At 47.2% G+C, this 23,048-nt stretch carries 21 protein-coding genes and 1 rRNA gene (1 of these 22 only partly in view); 10 read left to right on the top strand and 12 right to left on the bottom strand.

Annotated elements, in window-relative coordinates; translation table 11 throughout:
* Nucleotides 1–56: 56 nt before the first annotated feature.
* Complete coding sequence (locus tag AC0TWI_RS17825) at nucleotides 57–257, bottom strand: DUF951 domain-containing protein (RefSeq protein WP_488127685.1); 201 nt, start codon at nucleotides 255–257, stop codon at nucleotides 57–59.
* A 174-nt stretch (nucleotides 258–431) separates the two neighbouring features.
* Here AC0TWI_RS17825 and yyaC point away from each other — a divergent pair, with 174 nt between their 5' ends.
* A complete protein-coding gene (gene yyaC, locus AC0TWI_RS17830) occupies nucleotides 432–1,028 on the top strand; it encodes a spore protease YyaC (RefSeq protein ID WP_488127686.1) in 597 nt (198 codons plus the stop codon).
* Nucleotides 1,029–1,030: 2 nt separating this feature from the next.
* Here the strand turns inward: yyaC and AC0TWI_RS17835 are convergent, their stop codons facing one another.
* The 11 genes from AC0TWI_RS17835 to rpmH form a co-directional block, all read right to left on the bottom strand.
* Entirely contained in the window at nucleotides 1,031–1,735 is a 705-nt protein-coding gene (locus AC0TWI_RS17835) for a DUF554 domain-containing protein (protein ID WP_488127687.1), read from the bottom strand.
* Nucleotides 1,736–1,869: 134 nt separating this feature from the next.
* Nucleotides 1,870–2,721, bottom strand: a complete 852-nt coding sequence (locus tag AC0TWI_RS17840) for a ParB/RepB/Spo0J family partition protein (RefSeq protein WP_488127688.1) — start codon at nucleotides 2,719–2,721, stop codon at nucleotides 1,870–1,872.
* Complete coding sequence (locus tag AC0TWI_RS17845) at nucleotides 2,714–3,475, bottom strand: ParA family protein (RefSeq protein WP_488127689.1); 762 nt, start codon at nucleotides 3,473–3,475, stop codon at nucleotides 2,714–2,716. The genes AC0TWI_RS17840 and AC0TWI_RS17845 overlap by 8 nt, the downstream gene beginning before the upstream one ends.
* 135 nt (nucleotides 3,476–3,610) lie before the next feature.
* Complete coding sequence (noc, locus tag AC0TWI_RS17850) at nucleotides 3,611–4,465, bottom strand: nucleoid occlusion protein (RefSeq protein WP_488127690.1); 855 nt, start codon at nucleotides 4,463–4,465, stop codon at nucleotides 3,611–3,613.
* Nucleotides 4,466–4,538: 73 nt separating this feature from the next.
* Complete coding sequence (gene rsmG / locus AC0TWI_RS17855) at nucleotides 4,539–5,255, bottom strand: 16S rRNA (guanine(527)-N(7))-methyltransferase RsmG (protein WP_488127691.1); 717 nt, start codon at nucleotides 5,253–5,255, stop codon at nucleotides 4,539–4,541.
* Between the two features lie 14 nt (nucleotides 5,256–5,269).
* Nucleotides 5,270–7,168 carry a tRNA uridine-5-carboxymethylaminomethyl(34) synthesis enzyme MnmG gene (gene mnmG / locus AC0TWI_RS17860; RefSeq protein WP_488127692.1) on the bottom strand — a complete coding sequence of 633 codons (1,899 nt, stop codon included), beginning with the start codon at nucleotides 7,166–7,168 and terminating at the stop codon, nucleotides 5,270–5,272.
* Between the two features lie 185 nt (nucleotides 7,169–7,353).
* Nucleotides 7,354–8,733, bottom strand: a complete 1,380-nt coding sequence (gene mnmE, locus AC0TWI_RS17865; RefSeq protein WP_488127693.1) for a tRNA uridine-5-carboxymethylaminomethyl(34) synthesis GTPase MnmE — start codon at nucleotides 8,731–8,733, stop codon at nucleotides 7,354–7,356.
* 565 nt (nucleotides 8,734–9,298) lie between these two features.
* Nucleotides 9,299–9,919, bottom strand: coding sequence for an RNA-binding cell elongation regulator Jag/EloR (gene jag, locus AC0TWI_RS17870; protein ID WP_488127694.1), 621 nt, complete (start codon nucleotides 9,917–9,919; stop codon nucleotides 9,299–9,301).
* Nucleotides 9,916–10,704: a YidC family membrane integrase SpoIIIJ gene (spoIIIJ, locus tag AC0TWI_RS17875; RefSeq protein ID WP_488127695.1), complete on the bottom strand. Its 789-nt coding sequence runs from the start codon at nucleotides 10,702–10,704 to the stop codon at nucleotides 9,916–9,918. Before spoIIIJ ends, jag begins: the two co-directional genes overlap by 4 nt.
* A gap of 72 nt (nucleotides 10,705–10,776) precedes the next feature.
* Nucleotides 10,777–11,145: a ribonuclease P protein component gene (gene rnpA, locus AC0TWI_RS17880; protein ID WP_488127696.1), complete on the bottom strand. Its 369-nt coding sequence runs from the start codon at nucleotides 11,143–11,145 to the stop codon at nucleotides 10,777–10,779.
* A 212-nt stretch (nucleotides 11,146–11,357) separates the two neighbouring features.
* Nucleotides 11,358–11,492 (bottom strand): 50S ribosomal protein L34, encoded by a 135-nt coding sequence (rpmH, locus tag AC0TWI_RS17885; protein WP_488127697.1) that lies wholly within the window; start codon nucleotides 11,490–11,492, stop codon nucleotides 11,358–11,360.
* 640 nt (nucleotides 11,493–12,132) lie between these two features.
* Between rpmH and dnaA the strand changes: the two genes are divergently transcribed.
* The 9 genes from dnaA to AC0TWI_RS17930 form a co-directional block, all read left to right on the top strand.
* On the top strand, nucleotides 12,133–13,479 hold the full coding sequence (dnaA, locus tag AC0TWI_RS17890) for a chromosomal replication initiator protein DnaA (RefSeq protein ID WP_488127698.1): 1,347 nt from the start codon (nucleotides 12,133–12,135) through the stop codon (nucleotides 13,477–13,479).
* 284 nt (nucleotides 13,480–13,763) lie between these two features.
* Entirely contained in the window at nucleotides 13,764–14,900 is a 1,137-nt protein-coding gene (gene dnaN, locus AC0TWI_RS17895) for a DNA polymerase III subunit beta (protein ID WP_488127699.1), read from the top strand.
* Nucleotides 14,901–15,047: 147 nt separating this feature from the next.
* Nucleotides 15,048–15,263 carry a S4 domain-containing protein YaaA gene (gene yaaA / locus AC0TWI_RS17900; protein WP_488127700.1) on the top strand — a complete coding sequence of 72 codons (216 nt, stop codon included), beginning with the start codon at nucleotides 15,048–15,050 and terminating at the stop codon, nucleotides 15,261–15,263.
* Between the two features lie 14 nt (nucleotides 15,264–15,277).
* Nucleotides 15,278–16,396 (top strand): DNA replication/repair protein RecF, encoded by a 1,119-nt coding sequence (gene recF, locus AC0TWI_RS17905; RefSeq protein WP_488127701.1) that lies wholly within the window; start codon nucleotides 15,278–15,280, stop codon nucleotides 16,394–16,396.
* Between the two features lie 10 nt (nucleotides 16,397–16,406).
* Entirely contained in the window at nucleotides 16,407–16,658 is a 252-nt protein-coding gene (gene remB, locus AC0TWI_RS17910; protein ID WP_488127702.1) for an extracellular matrix regulator RemB, read from the top strand.
* 121 nt (nucleotides 16,659–16,779) lie between these two features.
* Nucleotides 16,780–18,693 (top strand): DNA topoisomerase (ATP-hydrolyzing) subunit B, encoded by a 1,914-nt coding sequence (gene gyrB / locus AC0TWI_RS17915; protein ID WP_488127714.1) that lies wholly within the window; start codon nucleotides 16,780–16,782, stop codon nucleotides 18,691–18,693.
* Between the two features lie 48 nt (nucleotides 18,694–18,741).
* On the top strand, nucleotides 18,742–21,291 hold the full coding sequence (gene gyrA, locus AC0TWI_RS17920; RefSeq protein ID WP_488127703.1) for a DNA gyrase subunit A: 2,550 nt from the start codon (nucleotides 18,742–18,744) through the stop codon (nucleotides 21,289–21,291).
* Nucleotides 21,292–21,374: 83 nt separating this feature from the next.
* Nucleotides 21,375–22,478 (top strand): HD-GYP domain-containing protein, encoded by a 1,104-nt coding sequence (locus AC0TWI_RS17925; RefSeq protein WP_488127704.1) that lies wholly within the window; start codon nucleotides 21,375–21,377, stop codon nucleotides 22,476–22,478.
* A gap of 277 nt (nucleotides 22,479–22,755) precedes the next feature.
* A 16S ribosomal RNA gene (locus AC0TWI_RS17930) occupies nucleotides 22,756–23,048 on the top strand; it runs 1,259 nt beyond the window's last position.

The following is a 23,048-nucleotide window of genomic DNA, read 5'->3' on the forward strand; positions in this document are numbered from 1 at the left end:
CAATCCTGTATCCTTTCACAATTATAGATAGTTGCCCTTTAAAAGACAACCCTGTTTCATTGCTCCTCGTGTTTGACTAGGATCTTTTTTATCTTCCTTGCAAATTCTCTTCTCGGAAGCATGACGCTATGCCCGCACCCTTCGCATTTGATCCGAATGTCCATGCCCATCCGGATGATCTGCCAGCGATTTGCGCCGCATGGATGAGGTTTTTTCATTTCTACTACATCTTTTAAATTGAACTCCTTTTGTTCCATCCCAAGTCCCCCTCGCCGTCACCTGTTCTTTTTGAAAGCATCTTTCCTGTTATCCATCATTTTCTCAAATTCCGAGACGTTATGCTAGTCCAAATCCGGTTTCCTTCAAATACACGTATAGAGACAAGCCAATTTCCGTATACTGGTTACTACAAATGAAGGGAGTGAGCGGCTATGAAAGAAGCTTTTGAGATGAAAATTCATACAGATGAGCAGGAGGCTTGCATGCTGATCGCCGATTCCCTGCTTGATCTGCTTCCACCCTATCGTTATCGCCCAATCGTAGTCGTCTGCATCGGTACAGACCGCTCAACGGGAGATGCCCTTGGCCCCCTTATCGGATCGTTTCTGGAAGAGGCCGGCCTTCGCCATTTCCATGTGTATGGAACGCTTGAAGAGCCGGTTCATGCTGTTAACCTGGAGGAAAAGCTGGAACAGATCCGTGCTGCCCATCTTGACCCGTTCATGATTGGAATTGACGCCTGTCTTGGCCGCCTGAAAAATGTGGGAATGTTGAAGGTAGGCACAGGGCCTGTAAAGCCCGGAGCCGGTGTGAAAAAAGTACTTCCTGAAGTTGGGGAAATTCACATGACAGGTATCGTCAATGTAAGCGGCTATATGGAGTTTCTTGTTCTGCAAAATACCCGCCTGCAACTGGTAATGAATATGGCTAAAAAGATGGCGGCCGGCATTATTCAGGCAGATCGGAACTTCATGGACAGACAGCGTCATGTCCAGCTTGCGTTCAACATCGGGCAGCAGGCACCATAACCTTACCCAAACATCTCTGTGATCCAGACTATGACCGCGACGACAAGGATACCCGGAAGCAGATTGGCTGCTTTGATTTTCGTTACACCGAGCAGATTCAGACCGATAGCAACAATCATCAATCCGCCGGTTCCAGTCATCTCAGCGATAAAGCTTGTCATCATCTGCTCAGGCACAAACTTGTCAATTTGTGTGGCGAATAAAGTGATTGCCCCCTGATAAAGGACGACAGGAATGATGGAAAAGATGACACCGATGCCGAATGTAGTAGTCAGCAATAGGGCCATAAACCCATCAAGGATTGCCTTTGTATAAAGAACATGGTGGTCGCCGCGGATGCCGCTGTCGAGGCTGCCCAAAATCGCCATGGCTCCGATCAAAAAGATCAGCGTGGCAGTGACAAAACCTTGGGCGATGCTGGAATCTTCCTTGCCGCCGATTTTATTTTCAAGCCATCCGCCTACACTATTCAGCTTGTCATCCAGTTTCCACCACTCACCTAATACGGCACCGATGACGATGCTCAAGATGACGATTAAAAAGTTTTTACTTGCCAATCCCATTTGCAATCCAAGCAGGATAACGGCAAGGCTGATTCCGTTCATGACCGTTGTTTTCATTCCTTCCGGTACACGGTTCAGCAATTTTCCTGTGATGCTGCCGAGCGCGATACACGCGGCATTCACAATTGTTCCCATCAAAACCATAAAGACACCTATATCCTTTCAAAATAAAATAAACCATCTATTGATGGTTTGAGATGACCGGAGCGTTCCGATCCGGATAGGTGCAAAGCTGGCTGCACTCTATCCATTCATCGTCTAAACCATCAAAAGATCGTTCATTCAGACTGTCCCAAAATCTCTAGTATTCTCTCTAAATCCTCATCGGACAAAAACTCTATTTCAATTTTACCTTTTTTCTTCGATTGCTTGATCGTTACAGTGGTACCGAACTTCTCTCTCAGCAAGTTCTCCCTGTCACGGATAAATACGTTCTTCTTCACTTCAGGCTTCTTTGTTTCACGTGGAACATTTTCATTCAGCTGCTGAACGAGCTTTTCCAGCTGGCGGACATTCAAATGCTCTTTGACCGCTTTTTCCGCTGCTTCCGCAACCAATTCCTTATTTTTCAGGCCGAGAAGCGTACGTCCGTGCCCCATCGAAAGCGTGCCAGTTGTTATCGCATCCTGGATTCTTTCTGGCAGAGTAAGCAATCTTAGATGGTTTGCAATATGCGGCCTGCTTTTTCCAAGTCGTTTCGCCAACTCTTCTTGAGTCATTTTCAGCTTTTTCATCAATGATTCATAGGCAATCGCTTCTTCAATCGGATTGAGATCTTCCCTTTGCAGGTTCTCCAAGATGGCAAGTTCCATCATTTGCTGGTCATTCAGTTCCCTGATGACAGCCGGGATAGTCTTCAGCTTTGCCGCCTTTGCAGCACGGAAACGCCTCTCACCTACGACAATCTCGTAGCCCTTGATGTTTTTTCTTAAAATGATCGGCTGCAATACGCCATGCAGCTTAATTGATTCTTTTAGTTCATCAATCGCCTCAGGAGAAAAAACTTTCCTCGGCTGATAGGGATTCGGTGTAATTTCTTTTAAATCAATCTCTCTTACCTGTTCCTCGGAACTTACTTCTTCCATATTTGCAAACAAAGCATTGATCCCTTTGCCAAGACCTTTAGCCATTTGCAGCCACTTCCTTTGCAAGATCTAAGTATACTTCCGCTCCTCTGGATTTCGGGTCGTAGATTATAATTGGTTCTCCATGGCTTGGCGCTTCACTCAGCCGGATATTCCGTGGAATGATCGTTCGATATACTTTGTTTTGAAAGTATTTCTTCACTTCCTGGATCACTTGCAGCCCGAGATTCGTCCGGGCGTCGAGCATCGTGAGCAATACACCCTCGATCATCAAGTCATGATTGAGATGTTTCTGTACAAGACGGACAGTATTCAGCAGCTGGCTCAGCCCTTCTAAAGCATAATACTCGCATTGAACCGGGATCAGCACAGAATCAGAGGCGGTCAGCGCGTTAATTGTAAGCAGGCCAAGAGAGGGCGGGCAATCAATCAATATATAATCATAGCGGTCTTTCACTTGGTCAATCGCTCGTTTCAGTCTCACTTCGCGTGAAATGGTCGGCACGAGCTCAATCTCTGCGCCAGCAAGCTGGATTGTTGCCGGTACTGCGGACAACCGTTCCACTGCTGTCGGCAAAATGACATTTTCTATATCCACATCATCTACGAGCACATCGTAAATACACTGGTGGACATCTCCTTTGTCGATCCCGGCTCCGCTTGTGGCATTTCCCTGCGGGTCGATATCAATCAGCAATACCTTTTTGCCGATATGTGCCAGACAAGCCCCAAGATTGACAGAGGTGGTCGTTTTCCCGACGCCCCCTTTTTGGTTGGCTATGGAAATGATTTTTCCCAACGATGTCACCTACCCCTTTGCTTCCTGATAAAATAGCAATATCCCTTCTATTTTAACAAAGTTTTTAAGTCTTGAAATCATTTTCGAAAAAAATGAGAAACTTGTAAACAAGTTTCCCACTCTGTTTTTTATATATCAAGTTTTTTTCTTTGGGATTTTTATCGTTATTTGGAAGAATTCGTCGAAATCTTCTTCCTGGGTATCCAATTTAATGCCGCTGTCTTCCACCATACTCAGTGATTGGCGAATGGTATTGACGGCAATGCGCATATCTTTGCTGATCGCCCGGCGCTTCTTTTTCGGTTTGGTCTCCTCTTTTGTCAGCATTTTGACAACTTCATCTTCTGTCTGCTTTACATTGAGGTTCTTTTCGATAATCAACTTCATCAGTTGGATCTGTTTCTTCGGATCCTTCAGCGGTATGAGAGCCCTTGCATGCCGTTCAGTAATCTGTTTTTGCAGCAGGCCTTCCTGCACCTCCTCCGGGAGTTTCAGGAGACGGAGCTTGTTGGCAACCGTCGATTGGCCCTTTCCAAGCCGCTGAGCGAGCGCTTCCTGCGTCAGACTGTGGATTTCCAGCAACTTGCCGTAAGCCCAAGCTTCTTCAATCGGTGTCAGTTCCTCTCGCTGCAGGTTCTCAATCAAGGCAACCGATGCCGTTTCTGTATCACTTAGGTTTTTAACAATAGCAGGGACTTCCGGCCAGTTCAGTGTTTGGACAGCCCGAAAACGCCGTTCCCCGGCAATAATCTCAAAATGGCCTTCCTCGGTTTCCCTGACAACGATTGGCTGGATGATCCCATGAGTATGAATCGTCCTGGCCAGCTCTTCGATTTTCGATTCATCAAATATTGTTCGCGGTTGAAAACGATTGGGAACAATGTTGGAGACGGGGATCTTTTTGATCTCTTCCCGCTCTTCAGCCATCTCTGTCTCTATCGGCAATTCCTTATCGCTCAAACCAAACAAACGAGAGAAAGGATGTTTCATCCTTTTGCACCACCTTCATAGAACTCCCTTTCCAACATTATAGCATTCCTTAGCCGGCAAATTCTGCAAAAATTTACGCTAAAGGCTGTTTATTCGGAACACCCGGCTTTCTTGGGTAAGCCTTCGGTGTCTTTTTCACTTTGCTGATGATGATAATATTGCGTTCGCTCTCTTCGATAGGCAATGTAAAAGGATGAACAGCCTCGATTTTACCACCGAGTTTTCCGATTGCTGAAGCAGCCGCTTCCATCTCTTCTTCAGCATTGGCCGCTTTCATGGCAATGAACTTTCCATTCTGCTTCACTAGCGGCAGACAAAGTTCACTTAACGCGGACATGCGAGCGACTGCCCTCGCCGTGACAACATCAAATTGCTCACGGAACTCCGGCTTCCTCGCAAATGTTTCGGCACGGTCATGGTAAAAATGAGTATTCTCCAATTCAAGCTCTTTGGCCAGTTCTTCAAGAAAAGTGATGCGCTTGTTAAGCGAGTCGACGATCGTCACTTCCAATTGCGGAAAACAAATCTTGAGCGGAATACTTGGAAATCCAGCCCCCGCCCCGACATCACAAATGGAGACAGACTCATTGAAATCAAAGAAGAAGGCAGCTGTCACCGAATCGAAAAAGTGCTTCAAATACACTTCTTCTTTCTCGGTGATAGCCGTCAGGTTCATTTTCTGATTCCATTCCACCAGCAGTTCAAAATAGCGTTCAAACTGGCGCAGCTGCCGGGCATCCAGCTGGATCCCCTTCTCTTCCAGCGCTTTCGAAAAATGGTCAATATTCATAGGCCATTCCTTTCTTATGCGTCATTTCCGGCCACTTTGGCAATTTTGCCATGTTCAATGTAAACGAGCAAAATCGAGATGTCCGCAGGATTGACCCCTGAGATCCTGGACGCCTGCGCAATCGAAAGCGGGCGTACTTTGTTCAATTTCTGGCGGGCTTCGGTCGCAATTCCGTTAATGGCATCGTAGTCAATGTGATCCGGTATCTTCTTATCTTCTAATTTTTTCAGTTTTTCCACTTGTTGCAGTGATTTTGCGATATATCCTTCATATTTCAGCTGGACTTCGACCTGCTCTACCACGTCTTTTGGAAGTTCTACTGGCGGCGGAGTCAATTCCGCGATGTGGGCATAGGTCATTTCTGGGCGTTTCAGCAAATCGGACGCCCGGATTCCATCCTTCAGCTCACTTCCGCCCGCTTCACGGATCATTTCCTGCACTTGCGCGTTCGGTTTCAGGATGGTTGAACGGAGTCTCTTTAATTCCGCTTCAATCGCTTCTTTTTTAGCTGTGAAACGCTCATATCTTTCGTCTGAAACAAGGCCGATCCTATGTCCCAGCTCAGTCAAACGCAAATCCGCATTGTCGTGACGGAGAAGCAATCGGTATTCTGCCCTGGACGTTAACAGACGATACGGCTCATTCGTTCCTTTTGTGACGAGGTCATCGATCAGCACGCCGATATAGCCGTCGGAACGGCTGAGGATGATTTCGTCCTGACCAAGGACATTTCTTGCCGCATTGATTCCGGCCATAAGTCCCTGTGCTGCTGCTTCTTCATAACCTGATGTACCGTTGATCTGCCCTGCAGTATAAAGGTTTTTCACCTTTTTTGTTTCAAGCGTCGGCCAGAGCTGGGTCGGAATGATGGCATCGTACTCGATTGCATAACCTGGACGCATCATTTTTGCATTTTCCAATCCTGGCACTGTTGTAATCAGCTCGTGCTGGATTTCTTCCGGCAGACTCGTTGACAGACCCTGTACATATACTTCATTTGTGTTGCGTCCTTCCGGCTCCAAAAAGATCTGGTGTCTCGGCTTATCGCTGAACCGTACGACTTTATCCTCGATGGACGGGCAGTAACGGGCACCTGTCCCTTTGACCATTCCAGAGAACATCGGGGAACGATGCAGATTCTGATCAATCAGATGATGGGTCCGGTCATTAGTGTAGGTGAGCCAGCATGGCAGCTGGTCAGTAATGTATTTTGTTGTTTCATAGCTAAAAGCCCGCGGTTCTGTATCTCCAGGCTGGATCTCAGTTTTGGAGTAATCGATCGTTTTGCTGTTGATCCGCGGCGGTGTACCGGTCTTGAACCGGGCCATTTCAAACCCAAGGCTTTCCAAATGCTCGGACAGCTTGATGGAAGGCTGCTGGTTGTTTGGACCGCTGGAATATTTCAGTTCGCCGAGAATGATTTCACCTCGCAGGAAGGTTCCTGTTGTGATGATGACCGACTTTGCCCGGTAAACAGCTCCAGTTTTTGTCACGACGCCTGTGCAGACACCGTCTTCGACGATCAGTTCATCAACCATTCCCTGATGCAATGTCAGGTTTGGTTCATTTTCCAATGTGTTTTTCATTTCATGCTGATATTCGAATTTATCGGCCTGCGCGCGCAATGCTTGGACTGCCGGCCCTTTTCCTGTATTCAACATCCTCATTTGGATATACGTTTTATCGATATTTCGGCCCATTTCGCCGCCAAGTGCATCGATTTCCCGGACGACGACCCCTTTGGCCGGTCCCCCGATTGACGGGTTGCATGGCATAAAGGCGACCATGTCAAGGTTCAGTGTAAGCATGAGCGTGTCGGCACCCATCCTGGCAGCAGCCAAGCCCGCTTCACAACCGGCATGTCCTGCACCGATGACAATAACATCGAATTGGCCTGCTTCAAATTGCTGCATAGTTGTTGCCTCCTGTTATAGATTTCTTCAATTTACTGCGAGCGGCAAGGCGCCTCCGCTTTTATTCTATCCAGCTACAGCGCCTGACCGCTCGAGGTCATAAGCCAAAAACAGATAAAGGCGGGAAAGCGCCTTTTTCTGTTTCCGTCTTATGCTTGTCGCGGCCGAGCAAGGCGCCTCCGCTTTTATTTACCCAAACAGAATTGGGAGAATAGTTGGTTGATGAGGCTTTCTTGGACGGTGTCGCCGATGATTTCGCCAAGGAGTTCCCATGTGCGTGTAAGATCGATTTGGATGATGTCGATCGGGACGCCGGCTTCGATGCCGGATAATACTTCTTCGATTGCATCGAGTGCCTGGCCGAGCAGTGCGATATGGCGGGAGTTCGAAACATATGTCATATCGTCAGCTTCGATCTGGCCCGAGAAGAACATTGAGGCAATGGCCTGTTCCAGTTCATTGATCCCCTTTTCCTCCAATAGAGAAGTAGTGACAATATGATGGCCTTTTGCTGCCGCTTGCACTTCTTCCATATTGATCTTTTGCGGCAGATCGCTCTTATTGGCGATGACGATGACATCCATGCCGGCTACTGCTTCAAACAGCTGCCGGTCCTCTTCAGAGAAAGATTCATTTGAATTGAGGACGAGGAGGATCAAATCCGCTTCTTTCAGTACCTTCCGAGACCGTTCTACACCGATTCTCTCAACAATGTCTTCTGTTTCCCGAATTCCCGCCGTATCGACGAGACGAAGAGGAACGCCGCGGACATTGACATACTCCTCGATCACATCCCGAGTCGTTCCTGGAATATCAGTTACAATTGCTTTGTTTTCCTGCACAAGGCTGTTCAATAAAGAGGATTTTCCTACGTTCGGCCGTCCGATGATGACGGTTGAAAGTCCCTCACGCAAAATCCTTCCTTGTCGGGCAGTTTCAAGTAAACCGGTCAATTCTTTTTGAATATAGGTCGCTTTTTCCAGCAGGATCCGATGTGTCATCTCTTCCACATCATCGTATTCTGGATAGTCGATGTTTACCTCGACGTGGGCGACCGTCTCGAGGATCTCCTGCCTCAGCCCGGCAATCAGATTGGATAGCCTTCCCTGCATTTGGTTAAGTGCCACGTTCATCGCGCGGTCCGTCTTCGCCCGGATCAAGTCCATCACTGCTTCCGCCTGCGACAAGTCAATGCGTCCATTTAAAAAAGCCCGCTTCGTAAATTCACCAGGCTCTGCTAATCTCGCGCCATGCTTTAAGGCCAATTGAAGGACCCTGTTGACCGAAACAATCCCGCCGTGGCAGTTAATCTCTACGACATCTTCCCTCGTAAAGGTTTTCGGCGCCCTCATGACGCTGACCATCACTTCCTCCGCAGTTTCTCCTGTCGCAGGATCAATGATCTTTCCATAATGGATCGTATGGCTGTCCACATCTTTCAGTCGCTTCTTTCCTTTGAAAATAGCATCTGCAATCGGGACCGCTTCATCTCCGCTTAATCGGACAATCGCGATCGCTCCCTCTCCCATCGGAGTTGAAATCGCCGTGATCGTATCAAATTCCACCTTTATCACCTCTTTCACCTGTGCAATCTTTGCCATCCGCAGATGGCTATATATTAGAACGGCACTGATAAGTGCCTTCCGCTTTTCTTTGTCCAGCTCCAGGCGCCATCGGCTCGAGGTCGCTTCGAAAAAGATCAGGTGGGTTGGTTAAGCACCCACCCGCTCTTTTCCTCCAGCGCTTGTCGCCGATAAGCAGGCGCCTTCCGCTTTTCTTTGTCCAGCTCCGGCTGCCAGCAACTAGCAGATTTCGCTTTTCTTCCTACGATAAGTCAACATCGGCTCCTTCGTCGCCGTGTTTCCTTTATCTCGTCAGAAATGCTCCAATCTGTACGTTGCTAAACGGCAGCCTCCGCTTTTCGTTGTCCAAATAATTAGGATACCAAAAAAACCGTTTGTGGAAAAGAAAAAAATAATTCTCTATCCACAACGGATTTTTCCTATCATTCATTTTAACTTATCCACATGTGAATAACAATGTCTCTAATGGATTTCTCTTTCTTCTCATGCATTTTTGCCAATAAAAAAAAGCACCGGAAGGATCGGTGTCCTTCCGGTGCTTTTTACATTATTTTGGCTTGATGACGATATATCGGTTTGGTTCCGTTCCTTCTGAGAAGGTTGCAACCTTTTCATTCCTCTGCAAGGTGTGGTGAATGATTTTTCTTTCATAGTTCGGCATCGGTTCCAGGCTGATTGGCTTGTTCGATCTTACCGCTTTTAGAGCAAGCCTTTCAGCAAGTTGGATCAATGCTTCCCTTCTTCTCTCCCGGTAATCTCCCGGGTTGAGAATGATTGTTACATAGTGTTTTGAGTGGCGGTTTGCCGCAAGCTGGGTCAAATATTGCAAGGAATTAACAGTCTGGCCTCTCTTACCGATTAGCAGCCCCATCTTCTCTCCCTTAATATGGAAAATGACCCGCCTGTCGGCTTCCTCTTCCACTTTAATCTCAGCCACGATTTCCATTCCTTCGAGCACCTGCATCAAGTACAGCTTGGCCGATTCGATTGCATCCGGCTTAAGCACGACTTTTACGATGGCCGGACGGGCACCGAAAATGCCGAACAAACCTTTTTTTCCTTCATCGATAATGCTGATGTCCGCGTTTTCTCTAGTGGTCTTCAGTTGAGCAAGTGCTGATTCTACTGCTGCCTCGACATTTTGTCCCGTAGCAGTGATTTCCTTCACTTTTTAGCTCCCCCCGCATTCGCTTTAGTGGGTGTTTTTTGAACGTCTGGTCCCTTGATGAGAAGCGTTTGAACAATCATGAAAATGTTACCGACAACCCAGTACAATGCTAATGCTGCCGGGAAATTAACCGCAAAGATCAAGATCATTGCCGGCATGATGTACAGCATCATCTGCATTTGCGGATTTTGCCCTTCCATTCCCTTCATCATGATTTTCTGTTGAAGGAATGTGGTGATTCCCGCGATGATTGGCAATAGGTAAATCGGATCCGGCGCCCCAAGGTCAAACCAGAGGAAGTCTCCTCCTTTGGAGATGCCTTCTGTCCGGATGATCGCCTGGTAAAAACCGATCAGGATCGGCATCTGGATCAGCAGCGGGAAACAGCCTGCCAGCGGGTTGACGTTGTATTTTTGGAAAAGCTGCATCGTCTCTTGCTGCAGCTGCTGTTGGGTCTTTGCATCTTTTGAGCTGTATTTTTCTTTCAGCTTAGCCATTTCCGGCTGCAAAGCCTGCATTGCTTTGGAATTCTTCGTTTGCTTGATCATCAGCGGCAAAATGGCGAGTCTGATCAAGATCGTAACGATAATGATCGACAATCCATAGCTATTGCCGAATGTCTTTGCCGTCGTTGTGATCAGCCAAGAAAGCGGATAAACAATATATTTGCTCCAAAAGCCCGTGCTTTCCGATGTGATGTAATCCGGGTTGTCTATCGTGGAACATCCAGCTGACACGAGCACAAGCATGATGATCGCCGCTGTTAATAGAAGTCTTTTTTTCAAAGCAGATCCTCCCCTGGTATTTCAAGAATCATCAATTCTGTCTTTTCAGTTGTTATATTGGATAATGCAGCGTCATTTTCCTGCTTTAAACTGCTTCTTTTCATGTTTCAGGTTTTTCCCGACCTTCAGCACATGCAAAAGGCTTTTTTTAATTGTTTGAAAATCCATTTCGGCCGCTGGTTTTCTAGCGATGATCACGTAATCCCTCCCAGGTTCTACTTGTTCCTCAAATTCGTGGAACGCCTGGCGGATATAACGTTTGATTTGATTTCTTTTAACTGCATTTCCGATTTTCTTGCTGACCGACAGGCCAATCCGAAAGTGAGGCTGGTCCTGCTTTTTCAATGTATAGACGACAAACTGTCTGTTGGCTGCCGACTGCCCTTTCTTGAACACAGCTTGAAAATCTTTATTTGTTTTGATTCGATAGGCTTTCTTCACTTATTTCACCCGCATTGTCGGTTATTTCTAACCAGATTACCCACCAGTCTTCTCTATCTTCCGCCATCGCCATACGATATTCCTGCAGGCCTGTCCGAAAGACGCTTCGGTCCTTGGCGGTTAATGAACAATCAGCGGGTATCGACTCCCACCCGCTGATTGGAAACTATCACTCTTTATCGAAAAAAAAACCACTGAGACGTTTCAGTGGTCTACGCAGATAGTACTTTTCTTCCTTTAAGACGGCGAGCAGCTAAAACTCTGCGTCCGTTCTTTGTGCTCATGCGGGCACGGAAACCGTGGACTTTGCTTCTCTTTCTCTTATTCGGCTGGTAAGTTCTTTTCATGTATGACACCTCCTCGAGGGTAAAGAAAAATTTCAGTTTCAGACAGTCTTACTAATTATAAAGACGATAGTAAATGGTTGTCAACCTCTGATCGGAATTTTTCCTCCGCAGCCGACTGATCATCTTTTTTTCTTTCGATCTTCTTGTGAAGTTCTTTATGCAAGCTTGTCCTTTTTATCCAATGCCAAAACTTACGAACATCCCGTTGATCCTATCCGGAAAACCATGCCTGTGGACAGCTGGAGTTTTCCCCAGATGTTATTCATCCACATATCGACAAGTTTTTCACAAATCAAGCGCTTGTGGACAATTTTATTCACCCAGCTTTTAGCAATGTGGATAATCAATATTATTCATTGCAGAGCAAGCGTTTATTTGATATGCTAATGGTGTTTTCACTCTGAATATCGTCTGTGGATATTAATGTTATCCACAGTTTGTTAATAACATGTGAATAGTTTATCCACGCCCTTTGGATTTATTTGTCCACAAAGGCGGGAATTTGTCGAAAACCGACACTCTTCCTTATTATATACTTTTCCACATTCTTTAGACTGCATATTTATGAATTTATCTCATTTTTAGTGAAAACAGTTATAGAACAGATGCGTTTTCCGTATTGCCGAAGGGGGGATGATGTTTGGAAAACATAGAAGAGCTTTGGGAGAAAGTGCTGGGCGAAATTGAGAAAAAGGTCAGCAAGCCAAGTTTTGACACATGGCTTAAGTTCACGAAGGCCCACACGATCCAAGGCGATACGATGGTCATCACCGCACCGAATGAATTTGCGCGTGACTGGCTTGAAGGAAGATATGAAAAAATGATATCCGGTCTTTTGAATGACATCATCGGTGAACAGCTTGTCGTGAAGTTTATTATTCCACCCGATTTGGAGGAAAAACCGAAGAAGAAAGCTGAGCCGAAAAAGAAAGTGAAAGAGGAAGAAGCTACCGATTCCTATCAGAATATGCTCAACCCGAAGTATAAATTCGATAATTTTGTTATCGGGTCAGGCAACCGCTTTGCCCATGCAGCCTCACTTGCTGTGGCTGAGGCACCTGCAAATGCGTACAATCCGCTGTTTATCTATGGAGGCGTCGGTCTTGGGAAAACCCACTTGATGCATGCGATCGGCCATTATGTGCTCGAGCACAATCCGTCAGCCAAAGTCGTTTATCTTTCCTCTGAGAAGTTTACAAATGAATTTATCAATTCCATCCGCGACAACAAAGCGGTTGATTTCCGCAATAAATACCGGAATGTCGATGTCCTGCTCATAGATGATATTCAATTTCTCGCCGGAAAAGAATCGACCCAGGAAGAATTTTTCCATACCTTCAATACATTGCATGAAGAAAGCAAACAGATCATCATCGCCAGCGATCGGCCTCCGAAAGAGATACCGACCCTTGAAGACAGGCTCCGCTCGAGGTTTGAATGGGGATTGATCACAGATATTACGCCGCCTGATCTGGAAACACGGATCGCGATTCTGCGCAAAAAAGCAAAAGCGGACGGATTGGATATTCCGAATGAAGTGATGCTTTACATAGCGAATCAAATTGATACGAACATCCGCGAACTGGAAGGTGCGCTCATCCGTGTTGTCGCTTATTCTTCACTGATCAATAAAGATATCAATGCCGATCTTGCTGCAGAGGCGCTGAAAGATATCATTCCGGGCTCCAAACCGAAGGTTGTCACGATCCTGGATATCCAAAAGGCCGTCGGAACGGAATACAATATTAAACTGGAAGATTTCAAGGCAAAGAAAAGAACAAAGTCCATCGCTTTCCCCCGCCAGATTGCGATGTATTTGTCACGGGAAATGACGGATTTTTCCCTGCCGAAAATTGGGGAAGAGTTTGGAGGGCGCGACCATACGACTGTCATCCATGCGCATGAGAAAATTTCAAAAATGCTGCAGTCTGATTCCGAGCTCCAAAACCGGGTCGAGGAAATCCGCGAATCACTCAAAAGATCATAAAAATGCTGAAAGCGGGCAGTCGAGTCTCTTTTTTTCTCTTTGGAGAGGAAGAGCGGGCTGCCCTTCCTCTCCCTTTTCTAAATCGGCATCTTGTGGACGCTGTGCATAAAGGGAGCAGGTTTTTAAACAAGCTGTCCACATGTGAATAAGCGGCGATTAAAGTCATGCACAGACTTATCCACATATTCACAGCCCCTACTAGTACTTATACTGTTTTTACTATCTTTAAAAATAATAAATATAGCTGGCAGCAGCTAAATTTTTTCATGATGGAGGAAAGATGTATGAAATTCATCATTCAGCGTGACCGTCTGATTGATTGTGTTCAAGACGTGATGAAGGCCGTTTCTTCAAGAACGACCATTCCAATACTGACAGGTATCAAAATTGTTGCTTCCGAACAAGGTGTTACTTTTACAGGCAGCGATTCCGATATCTCAATCGAATCATTCATCCCGAAAGAAGAAGCCGGCGATGAATTAGTCGACATCCAGCAAACAGGCGGGATTGTCCTAAATGCACGCTTTTTCGGTGAAATCGTCCGCAAATTGCCACTGGAAACCGTGGAAATTGAAGTGATCAACCGCTCACAGACCGTCATTAAATCAGGGAAGGCCGAGTTTAACCTGAATGGACAGGACCACGAAGAATATCCCCATCTTCCGCAAATTACGGAGGATCATGTTTTTTCAGTCCCGACAGATCTGCTGAAAACCCTGATCCGCCAGACGGTTTTTGCAGTGTCCACGTCAGAAACACGGCCAATCTTGACAGGTGTAAACTGGCGGATTGAAGATGGGAAGCTGGCCTGCACGGCGACGGACAGCCACAGACTTGCGATGAGGACGGCTCCAATCCAAGTGCAAGAGGGAGAAGCGTATAATGCTGTCATTCCAGGGAAGAGCTTGATTGAGCTCAGCAAAATCCTGGACGATACGAGCGATCCTGTTGAAATTGTCATTACAGACAACCAGGTTCTCTTTAAAGCGAAAAACCTGCTGTTCTATTCGCGCAGACTGGAAGGAAATTATCCGGACACATCAAGATTGATCCCGACTGAGAACAAAACGGAGATCGTACTTGATGCAAAAGACTTCCTTCACGCGATTGACCGGGCATCGCTGCTTGCAAGAGGCGAAAAGAACAATGTCGTGAAGCTTGCCACATTGCAGGGCAGCTTAATTGAAATCTCCTCAAATACACCCGAAATCGGTAATGTCAGCGAACAGATCCAAAGCGAGTCGATTGAGGGAGAAGAGCTGAAGATTTCCTTTAGTGCCAAGTACATGATGGATGCTCTGAAAGCTTTGGAAGGGACACAGATCACGATCTATTTCACAGGTGCGATGCGTCCTTTCGTCATCAAATCGGTGGAAGAGCCTTCTATCCTGCAATTAATACTGCCTGTCCGCACATTCTAGATAAACTTCCTGCCTGTTTTTCCAGGCAGGTTTTTTTCTTCCTGTCCGGCAGTCGGACAGCCGCTGTAAAACCCGCTAATCTTTGTAATAAAGGCGATTATTTAGTAAAATAATAATAAGAGACTATATTGCGGAAAGAGTGAGAAAGTGGAAACAGAAATCAGGATTGAGACGGAAACAATCACACTGGGACAATTTTTGAAGCTTGCTGATGCTATTCAATCCGGAGGGATGGCGAAGTGGTTTTTAAGCGAATATGAGGTTTTGATCAATGGTGAGCAGGATCAAAGAAGGGGCAGGAAACTTCATAGTGGCGATCGGGTCGAAATTCCGGGGATCGGCACCTATATTGTTGTCCGCTGAAGGATGTTGATTGCATGTACATTGAAGAACTGAAGCTCGTCAACTATCGGAACTACGAGCATTTGGAAGTGAGTTTTGAGAACAACGTCAATGTCATCCTTGGAGAGAATGCGCAAGGGAAGACGAATGTCATGGAATCGATCTACGTCCTCGGCATGGCGAAGAGCCACCGCACGTCAAATGACAAAGATTTGATACGCTGGGATGCAGACTATGCTAAAATAGAGGGAAGGGTGCAAAAACAGCGGGGGTCTTTGCCTCTTGAGCTGACCATTTCCAAAAAAGGGAAAAAGGCACGGTTCAATCACATAGAACAGCGCAAGCTTAGCCAGTATGTCGGCAGTATGAATGTCGTTATGTTTGCACCAGAAGATCTCCATCTGGTAAAAGGCAGCCCGCAAGTGAGGCGCAGGTTCATTGATATGGAAATCGGCCAGGTCTCGCCGGTTTATTTGCATGATATCGGCCAATTCCAAAAGATTCTGCAGCAGAGGAATCATTACCTAAAAGGACTGCAGACGAGGAAACAGACAGACCGGACCTTCCTGGATGTACTGACGGAACAGTATATCGAAACGGCCGTTAAAGTGATAAAACGGCGTTTTGAATTCATAAGGATGCTTGAGGATTGGGCAAAACCAATCCATTCTGGCATTTCCCGCGGGCTTGAAACGCTGAATATCCAATATAAGCCCTCTGTCGATGTATCGGAAAATACGGACTGGTCAAAGATGGTAGGAGTACTGGAAGAAAAATTGGCTTCTGTCAGGGAAAGGGAGATTGACCGCGGAGTGACACTGCTCGGACCTCATCGGGACGAGATTGTTTTTTTTGTGAATGGAAGGGATGTTCAGACGTTCGGTTCCCAGGGCCAGCAAAGGACAACCGCCTTGTCCGTGAAATTGGCAGAAATCGAATTGATTCATTCAGAAATCGGTGAATACCCGATCCTCCTGCTTGACGATGTCCTCTCCGAGCTGGATGATTTTCGTCAATCTCATTTGCTGAACACGATTAAAGGGAAAGTGCAGACCTTCGTCACCACTACGACAGTCGACGGAATCGACCATCAAACCCTTCGGGAAGCATCGACGTTTTCCGTCCGCAGCGGCCAGATGAATAGAGTGAAGTGAGGCCATTGTTATGTATGTCCATATTGGAGAAGAGATGATGCTCCATTCCAAAGATGTAATTGCGATTCTCGACAAGGAGACCGTAATCCACACGCCGGAGATGGAGACCTATTTGCAAAAGCGTAAAAAAAGCCTCGTCCAATTGACCGGGAACGGCTTCAAAACGATTATCATCACTGACTCTGCCGTTTACTTTTCACCGATTTCCTCGTCAACCCTGAAAAAGCGAATGGGCGAGATCGGTCATATGTTCAATTTATGATTCATCGTCCGACTCTGTTAAAGGAGCCGGTTCACTATAGAACGATCGAACGGGAGGACCTCCTCCTTGCAACACCAATAGTTTTCAGAAAGAGCAGGTGAATTTCTTGAAACAGGATCAAATGGAAAATCAGCAGATGTATGATGAGCACCAGATTCAGGTGCTTGAGGGCTTGGAAGCGGTACGTAAGCGTCCGGGAATGTATATCGGCTCGACGAGCGGAAAAGGACTTCATCATCTGGTTTGGGAAATTGTCGATAACAGTATTGATGAGGCGCTTGCAGGCTATTGCGATAAAATCGTCCTGACAATCGAGGAAGACAACAGCATCACAGTTAAGGATAACGGCAGGGGCATCCCGGTCGGCATCCAGGAAAAAATGGGCCGTCCTGCAGTTGAAGTTATCCTGACTGTTCTTCACGCTGGCGGGAAATTCGGCGGCGGCGGATATAAAGTATCCGGAGGCCTTCATGGGGTCGGCGCATCCGTCGTTAATGCATTATCAGAGGAACTGGAAGTGTTTGTCCACCTCCACGGAAAAATTCACTACCAGAAATACGAGCGCGGCGTTCCTTGCTTTGACTTGAAGGTAATCGGCGATACAGACAGGACAGGAACAACGATCCACTTTAAGCCCGATCCGGAAATTTTTACGGAAACGACCGTATTTGACTACGATACATTGGCAACACGGACAAGGGAACTCGCCTTCCTGAACAAAGGCCTGAAGCTTGTCATCGAAGATAAGCGCGAGGAGCCGAATAAAGTCGGCGAATTCCATTATGAGGGCGGGATCAAATCATATGTCGAGCATTTGAATCGCTCGAAGGAAGTCCTCCATGAGGAGCCAGTGTTCATTGAAGGGCTGAAAGATGACATCTCAGTGGAAGTCGCCTTGCAATATAACACCGGCTTTGCGAGCAATCTCTACTCTTTCGCGAACAACATCCATACGTATGAAGGCGGAACGCATGAGTCAGGCTTCAAAACAGCCTTGACCCGCGTCATCAATGATTACGCCCGCAAAAACAACTTGATCAAGGACAACGAAAGCAATTTATCCGGTGAAGATGTGCGGGAAGGCATGACCGCCATTGTCTCCATCAAGCATCCGGATCCGCAATTCGAAGGGCAGACGAAGACAAAGCTTGGAAATACCGAGGCAAGAGCCATTACAGATGCCCTTTTCTCAGAGCACTTTGAAAAAGTGATGCTCGAAAACCCGTCGCTTGCCCGTAAGATTGTTGATAAAGGAATGATGGCGGCAAGAGCGCGTCTCGCTGCGAAAAAAGCGAGAGAGCTGACAAGAAGGAAAAACGCACTTGAAGTTTCCCATCTGCCAGGCAAACTAGCTGACTGCTCTTCGCGCGACCCGGAAATCAGTGAACTTTACATTGTTGAGGGTGATTCTGCAGGAGGGTCTGCGAAACAGGGAAGGGAAAGACGCTATCAGGCGATTCTTCCGTTGAAGGGAAAAATCATCAATGTTGAGAAAGCCCGGTTGGATAAGGTGCTTTCCAACGATGAGGTGCGGACGATTATCACCGCACTCGGTACAGGAATCGGCGAGGACTTCGACATTTCGAAGGCGCGCTACCATAAAGTTGTCATCATGACTGATGCAGATGTAGATGGCGCCCATATTCGTACGTTATTATTGACGCTTTTCTATCGCTATATGCGCCCTCTCGTCGAAGCCGGCTATATTTATATTGCCCAGCCGCCACTATTCAAGATCAGCCAGAGCAAGAAGGATTACTATGTGTATTCCGATAAAGAGCTCGAAGATAAGCTTGCCGAGCTTCCGGAACTGCCGAAGCCAGGTATCCAGCGCTATAAAGGTCTTGGGGAAATGAATCCAGAGCAGCTTTGGGATACGACGATGAATCCTGAAACACGCACGATGCTGCAGGTTGAGCTGGAAGATGCCATCGATGCCGATGAGACGTTCGACATGCTCATGGGCGAGAAGGTTGAGCCACGCCGTCTGTTTATTGAAGAAAATGCACTGAATGTAAAAAATCTAGATATATAAACTTTTGTTGATTCGTTTTTTGTCTAAAAAAGGGAGGTTCCCAGTGGTATGGCAGAAATACCGGATTCAAATGTGAAAGAAATTAATTTAAGCCATGAGATGCGCACGTCCTTCCTTGACTATGCGATGAGCGTCATTGTGTCCCGCGCGCTTCCAGACGTGAGGGACGGATTGAAACCGGTCCACCGCAGGATCTTATATGCGATGAATGACCTCGGCATGACAAGCGATAAGGCGTATAAGAAGTCTGCAAGGATTGTCGGAGAGGTCATCGGTAAATACCATCCGCACGGCGACTCGGCCGTATATGACACGATGGTCAGGATGGCGCAGGACTTCAGCTACCGCTATATGCTCGTCGACGGTCATGGAAACTTCGGTTCTGTTGACGGCGACTCGGCAGCGGCAATGCGTTATACGGAAGCGAGAATGTCTAAGATCTCAATGGAGCTTGTCAGGGATCTAAACAAGGACACGATCGATTACAAAGATAACTATGACGGTTCGGAACGGGAGCCGGCTGTATTGCCATCCCGATTCCCGAATCTTTTGGTGAATGGTTCCTCAGGAATTGCCGTCGGAATGGCAACAAACATTCCGCCTCATCAGCTTGGTGAAGTAATTGACGGACTTCTTCTTCTGAGCCGGGATCCAGATGTGACGATTCAGGAACTGATGGAGCATATCCAGGGGCCGGATTTCCCGACAGCTGGTTTGATTATCGGCAGGAGCGGCATTCGGCGCGCTTACGAAACCGGCCGGGGATCGATTGTCCTCCGGGCAAAGGTCGAAATTGAAACGAAGGCGAATGGCAGGGAGAGAATCCTCGTCCATGAGCTTCCGTACCAAGTCAACAAAGCCCGTCTGATCGAAAGAATCGCAGAACTTGTCCGTGATAAAAAAATCGACGGCATTACCGATCTGCGTGACGAATCTGACCGTTCAGGCATGCGGATTGTAATGGAAATCCGCAGGGATGCGAATGCGAACGTCATCTTGAACAACCTTTACAAGCTGACAGCCCTGCAGACGAGCTTCGGCATCAATATGCTTGCACTCGTGGATGAGCAGCCGAAAGTCTTGAACTTGAAGCAATGCCTGTACCATTATCTCGAGCATCAAAAAGTCATTATCCGACGCCGGACGGAATTCGAACTTCGCAAAGCAGAAGCCCGCGCTCATATCTTGGAAGGGCTGCGGATTGCGCTTGACCATATCGATGCGATCATCAGCCTGATCCGCGGATCGGCAACGACGGACATCGCCCGCGCAGGGTTGATGGAACAGTTCTCGCTCAGCGAAAAACAGGCACAGGCGATCCTCGATATGCGTCTCCAGCGTCTAACAGGACTGGAACGCGATAAAATCGAGAATGAATACCAGGACCTCGTCAAGCTGATTGCCGAATTGAAGGACATTTTGGCAAGCGAGGAACGGGTGCTCGATATCATCAGGGAAGAGCTGCTTGAAATTAAAGAGCGCTTCGACGATGGCCGCCGGACAGAGATTGTAGCGGGCGGAATTGAAATGATTGAAGACGAGGACTTGATCCCAAGGGAGAACATCGTCGTCTCCATCACGAAAAACGGCTATATCAAACGTCTGCCGATCTCCACCTATCGCAGCCAGCGGCGTGGCGGCCGCGGCGTACAGGGAATGGGGATGAATGATGACGACTTCGTTGAGCATCTCGTCACCACTTCAACTCACGACACGATCCTGTTTTTCACGAACAAAGGAAAAGTGTACAAGACGAAGGGGTATGAAATCCCTGAGTACAGCCGGACATCGAAAGGGCTGCCGATCATTAATCTACTCGGCATTGAAAAAGACGAGTGGATCAACACGATCATCAATGTTGAGGAATACCTCGATGATTGGTATCTGTTCTTTGCGACAAAACAAGGGATCATCAAACGCACGCCTGTCAAAGCGTTCGCCAATATCCGCAATAACGGGCTGATTGCGCTCAGTTTAAGGGAGAATGACGAACTTGTTTCTGTGCGGCTGACAGACAATAACAAAAACATCATCGTCGGCACAAAAGACGGCATGCTGATCCGCTTTGACGAGAAGGATGTAAGGTCTATGGGCCGGACGGCTACAGGCGTAAAAGGGATTAGCCTCTCCGGTGGAGATGAAGTTGTCGGCATGGAAATCCTGGAGGAGGACCATGATGTGCTTGTCGTGACAAGAAACGGCTATGGCAAGCGTACGCCTGCCGCCGAATACCGCTTGCAGACGCGGGGCGGAAAAGGGCTGATCACCTGCAACATCACTGAACGAACCGGAACAATAGTAGCGGTTGAGACGGTGAAGGGCGAGGAAGATATCATGCTGATCACAGGCGGAGGCGTTTTGATCCGTATGGCGGTCGACAGCATCTCTGTCCTCGGCAGAAACACGCAAGGCGTGAAGCTGATCAAGCTAGGCGACGAAGAACACGTAGCCACTGTTGCCAAAGTGGAAAAAGAGGAAGGGGTCGAGGAAGTGACGACTACCCCTGTTGATCTGGATGGCAGCGAACAAGAAGGCGAAGAGCTAGAGGTAGAAGTACAGGATCCTCAAGATCCTCAAGATCCTGAAGGACAAGAATAATTTTTTTCTGAAGAAGGCGCCGAATGGCGTCTTTTTTTGTTAAAATAGGGAAAAGGTTTCCAATGGATTAAGGGGGAGAAGGTTTGAAGATCAGTGTAGAAGATCTGCAAGAGGGCTGGACACTCATAAAAGATGTGCCCGGAAAATCAAAATATCCGCTCATACCGAAAAACACAGAATTGACCGGAGTGCATATCGAGGTGCTCCAAGCTTTTCTCATCAGAGAAGTCGACGTGCAATTGAGAAAGCCCGACACTGCCAACCGTCCCGTTTCCGCCCCGGTCGAGCAGGAAGTGGAGACTGTGCAAGAAGCGGTGCCAGAGCCTTCCATGCTCCCTGTATCATCCTTTGATGAGTGTTACCGCGATGCCGTCCAAAGCTTGAAACTCGAATTCATGTCGTGGCAGACTGGTCTTGGCGTCAATATCGCAAAGGTAAGGGCGATACTTCTGCCGCTCCTAGAGCAGGCAGCCGCCACGAAAAACTGGATCCAAAGCACCCAGTTGTACACAAGCAAAGAAGATTACTTATTTAATCATGCAATCGCGACTAGTCTGATTGCTTATACCATTGCTGAATCGATGAATTACAACAAGGGAGCCTGCTTGCAGATCGCCTTTGCCGCGTGCCTTTCTGATTGCGGGATGGCAAAAATCCCTGAGGCCATCTTGACGAAAAAGGAACGCCTGACCGAAGCGGAATGGAAAGAAGTGATGAAGCATCCGATATACAGCTATCAAATGATCAAACAAATCACTTTGTTAAAACCAGAAACCAAGCTTGCGGTCTTCCAGCACCATGAGCGCCTTGACGGCAGCGGTTATCCAACCGGCGAAAAAGGAACGCGGGTTCACACCTATTCGCAGATTGTAGCACTGGCAGATGTTTATCACGCCATGACATCTGAACGAGTCTATAAAAATATGGAATCGCCATTCAAGACGATTCAGATTCTTGAAGAAGACCATTTCGGACAATTTGATGTGGCGGTCTTGAAAGTGCTGAAAGATGTAGTTCTCTCGCTGTCAGCCGGAACGATCATCAAACTGTCGGATGGCCGCCAGGCTGAGGTTGTCTTTCTCAACCCGCAAGCCCAGACGCGTCCGCTTGTTAAAATCGAAGGCAGCGGAGAGATCATTGACCTTTCAGAGAATAGAAGCCTTTATATTAATCACATCATCAAATAAGACAGCAGCAGGTCCTGGCAAGCAGTCCGAACAGGACCTGAACTTTTTTTGAATTTCTTTTAAAAAGGTATTGCATGACCGTGATAAATTTGGTATATTATTTCTTGTCCCTTTCGAGGGCATTAAAGAAAGTAAAAAAAAGTTATTGACAGCGAAACGTTGCTGTGATAATATTAAAAGGTCGCTTAAGGGTGGCAAAAAGTTGTTCCTTGAAAACTGAACGAAACAAACGTCAATGATTTACTTTTAAGCAAGACCAGCAAATGAGCTAACAAAACTTAATGAGAGTTTGATCCTGGCTCAGGACGAACGCTGGCGGCGTGCCTAATACATGCAAGTCGAGCGAACAGATGGGAGCTTGCTCCCTGACGTTAGCGGCGGACGGGTGAGTAACACGTGGGCAACCTGCCTGCAAGCCTGGGATAACTTCGGGAAACCGGAGCTAATACCGGATAATTTCTTCCTCTGCATGGAGGAAGGTTGAAAGGCGGCTTCGGCTGTCGCTTGCAGATGGGCCCGCGGCGCATTAGCTAGTTGGTGGGGTAACGGCTCACCAAGGCAACGATGCGT

It is taken from the genome of Lederbergia sp. B243.17 (assembly GCF_057657925.1).